The organism is Actinosynnema sp. NPDC059335 (assembly GCF_042752395.1).
Taxonomy (GTDB): domain Bacteria; phylum Actinomycetota; class Actinomycetes; order Mycobacteriales; family Pseudonocardiaceae; genus Actinosynnema.
Genome location: NZ_JBHYXZ010000013.1, coordinates 46,476 through 53,356 on the forward strand (window position 1 = coordinate 46,476; position 6,881 = coordinate 53,356).

General features: G+C 74.2%; 7 protein-coding genes. 4 read left to right on the forward strand and 3 right to left on the reverse strand.

Features of this window, described 5'->3' with window-relative positions; genetic code table 11:
* Positions 1-113: 113 nt before the first annotated feature.
* On the reverse strand, positions 114-1,370 hold the full coding sequence (locus tag ACFXGA_RS06580; protein WP_378084865.1) for a cytochrome P450: 1,257 nt from the start codon (positions 1,368-1,370) through the stop codon (positions 114-116).
* A gap of 200 nt (positions 1,371-1,570) precedes the next feature.
* Between ACFXGA_RS06580 and ACFXGA_RS06585 the strand changes: the two genes are divergently transcribed.
* The 3 genes from ACFXGA_RS06585 (at position 1,571) to ACFXGA_RS06595 (ending at position 4,177) form a co-directional block, all read left to right on the forward strand.
* Positions 1,571-2,029: a MarR family winged helix-turn-helix transcriptional regulator gene (locus ACFXGA_RS06585; protein WP_378084866.1), complete on the forward strand. Its 459-nt coding sequence runs from the start codon at positions 1,571-1,573 to the stop codon at positions 2,027-2,029.
* Positions 2,026-3,582: an MDR family MFS transporter gene (locus ACFXGA_RS06590; RefSeq protein ID WP_378084867.1), complete on the forward strand. Its 1,557-nt coding sequence runs from the start codon at positions 2,026-2,028 to the stop codon at positions 3,580-3,582. Before ACFXGA_RS06585 ends, ACFXGA_RS06590 begins: the two co-directional genes overlap by 4 nt.
* A gap of 169 nt (positions 3,583-3,751) precedes the next feature.
* Positions 3,752-4,177 carry a DUF6010 family protein gene (locus tag ACFXGA_RS06595; protein WP_378084868.1) on the forward strand — a complete coding sequence of 142 codons (426 nt, stop codon included), beginning with the start codon at positions 3,752-3,754 and terminating at the stop codon, positions 4,175-4,177.
* A 54-nt stretch (positions 4,178-4,231) separates the two neighbouring features.
* On the opposite strand, the gene ACFXGA_RS06600 is transcribed toward ACFXGA_RS06595, so the two are convergent.
* Positions 4,232-4,714, reverse strand: coding sequence for a ricin-type beta-trefoil lectin domain protein (locus ACFXGA_RS06600; protein ID WP_378084869.1), 483 nt, complete (start codon positions 4,712-4,714; stop codon positions 4,232-4,234).
* Between the two features lie 390 nt (positions 4,715-5,104).
* Here ACFXGA_RS06600 and ACFXGA_RS06605 point away from each other — a divergent pair, with 390 nt between their 5' ends.
* A complete protein-coding gene (locus ACFXGA_RS06605; RefSeq protein ID WP_378084870.1) occupies positions 5,105-5,473 on the forward strand; it encodes an HIT family protein in 369 nt (122 codons plus the stop codon).
* Positions 5,474-5,856: 383 nt separating this feature from the next.
* On the opposite strand, the gene ACFXGA_RS06610 is transcribed toward ACFXGA_RS06605, so the two are convergent.
* Positions 5,857-6,789: a hypothetical protein gene (locus ACFXGA_RS06610; RefSeq protein ID WP_378084871.1), complete on the reverse strand. Its 933-nt coding sequence runs from the start codon at positions 6,787-6,789 to the stop codon at positions 5,857-5,859.
* Between the last annotated feature and the right edge of the window lie 92 nt (positions 6,790-6,881).

The following is a 6,881-nucleotide window of genomic DNA, read 5'->3' on the forward strand; positions in this document are numbered from 1 at the left end:
CCGGGCTCTCGCGGGGGGGCGCGGGCCCCCCCCCCGGCCCCGGTGGGGGGGGGGGGGGCCCCCCCCCGGGGGGGGGGGGCCCCCCCCCCCCCCCCCCGCCCACCCCGCGCGACTCAGGCGTCCCAGGTGATCGGCAGCGCGTGCACGCCGTACACCAGCATGTCCTCGCGCAGCGGCACCTCCTCCGCCGGCACGGCCAGCCGCAGGCCCGGCAGCCGGGTGAGCAGGCCGGTGAACCCGGCCGCCATCTCCACCCGCGCCAACTGCTGGCCCAGGCACTGGTGCACGCCGTGCCCGAACGCCAGGTGCGGCCCGCGCGGGCGGGTCACGTCCAGCTCGTCCGGCCGGGGGTACTGGTGCGGGTCACGGTTGGCGGCCGGCACCGACACCAGCACGGTCGAGTCGGCCGGGACCACCTTGCCGGCGATCTCCACCTCCTCCAGCGTGGTGCGGACGACCCCCAGGTGCACGATCGACAGGTAGCGCAGCAGCTCCTCCACCGCCCCGGCGACCAACGACGGGTCCGCGCGCAGCGCGGCGAGCTGCCCGGGGTGCTCCAGCAGGGCGAACGTGCCGAGCGCCAGCATGTTGGCCGTCGTCTCGTGGCCCGCGACCAGCAGCAGGTTCGCGATGCCGATCAGCTCGTCGTCGGTGAGCGTCGGGTCGGCCTCGATCAGGCCGGACAGGATGTCGTCGGTGGGCTCGGCGCGCTTGGCCTCCACCAGGCGGCGCATGAACGCGCGCAGCTCGTCGGCGACCCGGATCGTCTCGGCCACCGGCACGTCCAGCTTGAGCAGCGTGCCGGTGCGCTCCTGGAACTCGGCGCGGTCGCGGTACTCGACGCCCAGCAGCTCGCAGATCACCAGTGACGGCACCGGCAGGGCGAACGCCCGGACCAGGTCGGCCCCCGGACCGGCGGCGACCATCGCGTCGAGGTGGTCGGCGACGATCCGCTCGATGCGCGGTTCGAGCCGGCGCATCCGGCGCACGGTGAACTGGCCGGTGAGCAGCCTGCGGTACCGGGTGTGGTCGGGCGGGTCCATGGTGATGAAGCTGCCGGCGCGGGCCCGGCCGTCGGCGAGCCGGGCGCGGACCTCCGGGGGCAGCTTCTCCAGCACGCGGCGGCTGCGGAACCGGTCGGAGCTGAGCCGCGGGTCGCCCAGCAGGGTGCGGGCCAGCGCGTGGTTCGTGACGACCCACACCGGGTCGCCGTCGAGCATGGTCATCCGGTGCACCGGGCCCTGCGCGACGAGCTCGGAGAGGGCCCGCGGCGGGTCGAAGGGGCCCGCGTCGCGGCGGGTGTGCTCGGGCGGCAGGGGAACCGTCGGTCTGCCGGAGGCGGGGCGCTTCTCCTGGGAAGCGGTGGTCATCGACGTTCCGTTCCCGACCCGGTGCGTGACCGGGCCGCTGCTCTCGGCGATGTGATGACTCACGGTACCAAAACATGCACACTGTGCAGCTTTTTCGGCGGGCGGGCCGGTGTAACTCAATGCACAGCGAGCAAACTTGCACGACGTGCAAGTTAGAGCGATAGTTGTATGCGGCAAGCAATGTGAGGAAGGGGGACGGCATGGACGCCGTCTTGCGCGAGGTCGAGGACCGGATGCGCGACCTGCTCAGGATCGTGCGGATGGTGAAGCAACGGCGCCACCACCTCTCGTCCGGCCTGATCGGCACGCTCGCCCTGATCGACCGCGCCGCCGGCAACCCCACCGGCTGCCACGCCAAGGAACTGGCCGCCCAGGCCGGGCTCGACCCGTCCACGGTCAGCCGGGCGGTGGCCGCCCTGGTCGCCAACGGCCTGGTCGAACGGCGCGCCGACCCCGACGACGGCCGCGCCAGCATCCTCGTGGTGACCGAGCGCGGTCACGCCGAGCTGGCCGCCATGCGCGACTGGTACCACCAGCTCCTGCACCGCGCGTTCGCCGACTGGAGCCCGCAAGAGGTCGAGGCGCTGACCGCATCCCTGGGACGCCTGACCACCGACATCGAGGGAGCCCTCGGCTCCACCTTGGAGGCCGCGCGATGAGCGCACCCGCCACCACCACCGGCGCGATGAGCCACAGGCAGGTCCTGGAGGCTTTGAGCGGCCTGTTGTTGGTGTTGTTCGTCGCGATGCTCAGCGGCACCGTCGTCTCCACGGCGCTGCCGCAGATCATCGGCGCGCTCGACGGTTCGCAGACCCAGTACACGTGGGTCGTGACCGCCACCCTGCTGACCGCGACCGCCGCCACGCCGATCTGGGGCAAGCTCGCGGACCTGTTCGACAAGAAGACCCTGGTCCAGGTCGCCATCGTGATCTTCGTGCTGGGCTCGGTGGTCAGCGGCTTCGCGCAGAGCGCGGGCCAGCTCATCGCCGCCCGCGCGTTCCAGGGCATCGGCGTCGGCGGCCTGCAGGCGCTGGTGCAGGTCGTGATCGCGGCGATGATCCCGCCCCGCGAGCGCGGCCGCTACAACGGCTACCTCGGCGGCGTGATGGCCCTGGCCACGGTCGGCGGCCCGCTGCTCGGCGGCCTCATCGTGGACACCTCGTGGCTGGGCTGGCGCTGGTGCTTCTTCATCGGCGTGCCGGTCGCGGTGATCGCCCTGTTCGTGCTCCAGGCCACCCTGAAGGTGCCGAGCGTGCGGCGGGAGGACGTGAAGATCGACTACCTGGGCGCGGGCCTGATCGCGGTCGGCGTGAGCGTGCTGCTGGTCTGGATCTCGTTCGTGGACGGGTCGTTCGCCTGGCTGTCGTGGCAGACCTTCGCCATGGTGGGCGCGTCGGTGGTGCTGCTGGGCGCGGCGGTGGCCGTGGAGGCCCGCGCGGCGGAGCCGGTGGTGCCGCTGCGGATCGTGAAGCAGCGCACGACGGCGTTGGCGATCCTGGCCAGCGTGGCGGTCGGCATGGCGATGTTCGGCGGCGCGGTGTTCCTCGGCCAGTACTTCCAGATCGGTCGCGGCTACACCCCGACCGAGGCCGGTCTGCTGACCATCCCGATGATGGCCGGCGTGCTGGGCGCGTCCATCGTGTCCGGGCGGCTGATCACCAAGACCGGTCGGGTCAAGCCCTACATCGTGGCGGGCGCGGCGACGCTGGTGGTCGGGTTCTTCCTGCTGGGCCAGATCGACCACGCCACGTCGCTGGTGCTCGTCGGCGGCGCGATGCTGCTCGTCGGCGTCGGGGTCGGCATGAGCATGCAGAACCTGGTGCTCGCGGTGCAGAACACGGTGCCGCTGAAGGACATCGGCGCGGCCAGTTCGACCATCGCGTTCTTCCGGTCGCTGGGCGGCACGGTCGGCGTGTCGGTGCTCGGCGCGGTGCTGGCGCGCCGGGTCGAGAGCGCCATCACCCGCGACCTGACCGCGGCGGGCATCCCCGTCTCCGGCGGTGGCGGCGGCAGCCTCAACCTCAACGTCCTGCCGGACGCCGTGCAGCACATCATCCGGGCCGCGTACGGCGACGCCACCGGGCACATCTTCCTGATCTCGGCGGCCATCGCCGTGGTCGGCGTGGTGGCGGCGCTGCTGCTCAAGCCGATCACCCTGCGCACGAGCCTGGACCTGGCCGAGCAGCGGCCGGCGGTCGGGGCGGACGCCTGACGGGTCGGACCGAGGGGATCCCGGCGGGGCGGTGACCACAGGTCGCCGCCCCGCCCTTCTGTTGGCGAGAACCCGTCGGGATCTGGCACCGCGGCCGCTGCCGCGCGGGCCGTCGCGCTCCTACCGTCCACGGTGAACAACCCACCTGCGACGACAAGGACCGCCAACCATGGTCGTGGTCACGGCACTGCTCATCGGCGTGCTGTACGTGCTCCTGAACTCCCTCGTGCCCGAGCGGCACCGCCGGCCGTTCAACGCGGTCATGGTCGGCGGCGCGGGCGCGGCCTACCTCAGCGGCGGCGGGCTCGGCGCGTGGGAGTTCGCCATCACCGCCGTGATCACCTACTGCGCGTTCCGCGGCCTGCGGTCGTGGACGTTCATCGGCATCGGGTGGCTCGTGCACACGGCCGCCGACGTGGCGCACCACCGGTACGGCAACCCGATCGTCCCGTTCGCCGAGCACTCGTCGCTCGGCTGCGCGATCTGCGACCCGGTGATCGCGTTGTGGGCGTTCGCCGGCGGACCGGGCCTGCGGTCGATGACCCCGGCGGCGCTCGTGCGGGCCCTGCGCCGGTCGCGCACCGCCGACCGGTAGCGCCGGGGCCGCCACGGGGTCGGGCGCGTGACCCCGTGGCGACGATCCGGCGGGCTACTGCTCGTTCACGTACCAGCGCTGGTCGCCGTCGGAGAGGTCGCACTCCTCCAGGCGCGGGCTGCGCTCGTGCCCGTCGTAGGTCAGGCAGGTGCCGAACTCGTCGTTGACGAACACCCGCGACGCGCCGCTGCCCTCGCGCCACCACAGCTGCCCGGGGTCGCCCGGGTCACACTCGCGGCCCTTGAGGATGCCGCCGATCGCCGCCGCGCACAGGCCGGTCCCGACGTTCCGGATCAGGTTGTCGCCGCTGCCGAGGCGCCACAGCTGCCGGTCGATGCCCCGGTAGTCCTCGGTGATGATCGGCTTGGTGTCCCAGAGGGTCTGCAGCCAGACGTCCTCCGAGCCGTTCGCGCTCTCGATCACCGCCAGGGTCGCCTGCGCGGCGACGTCCGCTCTCGCCTCCGCCCCCGCGTGCGGGGCGAACACCGCCGCCGAACCCACGACCGCCAGTGCGACCAACGCCTTGCGCAGTGCCATGGAATCCACCTCTCCCGTTGTCCCGGGCGGCGTGGTGGGCGGCCCGGAGAGCCGAAACTCGGCCGACCCAGTACAGCGAGAGCGCGCCCACGACAGCCAGCAACGCGACACGTGCGGGTGAAGAGAGAACCCGTTGCGGTGCTCAAGCGACGACCGGCACCACGCAGCGCGCCCGTTCGACGGTCCCGCGCCGAACGGACGTTCACCGGCACAGGTGGGTGAGTGAGCCTGCCGCGCCCACCGTCCGCGCGAGCCTTCGCGCGACTCCCCGACCGGCTCGCGGTGGCGTGACCGGAGGCGGCGCACGCCGTCCCCGTGACCCGTTGCCCGACCCGCCGGGCAACGGGCGACAGCTGCCGGGGGAGGGGGTCCGAGCGCGACGATCGGACCATGACGAACTGCCCGTTCTGCTCCATCGCCGCCGGTGACGCCCCGGCGGTCGTCGTCCGCTCCTGGCCCGACGCCGTGGCGATCCGCCCGCGCTCGGGCGGTGTGAACCCGGGACACGTCCTGGTGCTCCCGCGCGTCCACGTGGACGACGTCGGCGTGGACCCGGCGGTGACGGCCGCGGTGATGCGGCGCGCGGCCGAGTTGGCGGCCGAGCTGCCCGACGCCAACGTCATCACCAGCAAGGGCCGGGTCGCCACGCAGACCGTCCGGCACCTGCACGTGCACGTGGTGCCGCGGCGGGAGGACGACGGCCTGCCGCTGCCGTGGACCCCGCGGCCCGCGGCCCGCGCCGGCGGGGCGGCGGTCTGACGAGCCGGCCGGGGCGAACGGCTCTCCGCGCCACAACACGATCACGGCCGGGGTGAGCCGTTCGGCGAGCGGCCGGTCGCGGGTCGCCGCCTGGCACCCGAGGCGCACGTCGTCATTGAAGCGCGAGGAGCCGTCATCGCGCCCCGGCTCCACTGCGGACATCGGCCGCCCCGGGGCCTCCGGGCGGTGCCCCGGGGGGGGGGGGGGGGGGCCCGCGGGCGCCGCGGGGCGGGCCTAGACAACACAACCACGCGGGGGGGTTAAAAAACATAGCCGACGCGGGGAGCCGACCTCGCGCCCCGCCACCAGGGCGCACCTCGGCCCCCCGGGGCCCCCCGGGGGGTCCCCGCGCGGTGCGGCCCGGCCCGGCGCGGGACACGGTGTCAGATCACGTCCACGAAGACCGGGTTCGCGTAGAACCACAGGTCCGACCACGGGTCGGCGTCGCCGACGACGTCCATCACCGGGTGGCCGTCGGCGGTGAGCCGGTTGCCGTCCGACCCGCGCAGCCGCAGGTAGAACGCGCCCTCCACGCGCCGGAACGCGTGCGTGAACCGCACCGTGCCGCGCGCGGTGCGGGGCACCTCGAACTGCCCGACCACCTGCGTGCCGGGCGCGGAGAACGCGTCGCGGTCCGCGGCCGGGCCGGTCACCGGGCCCGCGATCAGGTCCACCTTCGCGAGCCGGGGCACGGCGCCGCCGAAGTTCGCGCCGCGCGCCAGGTCGACCTCGACCACCACCTCGACGTCGTCGCCGCGCCGCACGAACGTGCGGCCGCCGATCGTGACGCCCCGGGCGTCGCCCTCCCCGAGCGACCGCACCCGCACGGTCAGCCCGTCGATGAGCCGCCCGTGCACCGCCACGACCCTGCCTGCCTGCATCCCGCGCATGACGTCCACATAGGACTTCGAGTCCGCGCCGACGAGGGTCGAGCTGTAGAAGCCGGGCCAGTAGTCGCCGTAGACCTGCGGCGTGCCGGTGTCCACGGGCGCGCCCCGGCTGCCGGTCGCGTTGTGGTCGCCGGCGCCGGGCTTGAACGTGTCCAGGTGCACCTGGTGCGCGTCGGAGGTGGCGGTGACCCACCACGGCCTGCCCTCGGCCAGCAGCGAGTCCCACAGGCCGCCGACCTTGGCCGTCATCCAGTCGAACCCGCCGTAGGTCCGGTACGGGTTCTCGGCGGCCGTGGGCGCGAAGCCGGGGAAGCTGTCCTGGTTCGGCGCGCCGTCGTAGTAGCCCCGCGCGCCGCCGCGGCCGCCGTCGGCGGTCCTGATGCCCGCCGCCTGGTGGCCGGGCGCGCCCTCCATGCCCACCGCCACGCCCGGGGCCGCCCCGCCCCCCCCCCGCCCCGCGGGCGGGGGGGTCCCCCCCCCCCCGGCCCGCGGGGGGGGCGTCCCGAGGCGGCGCGCCC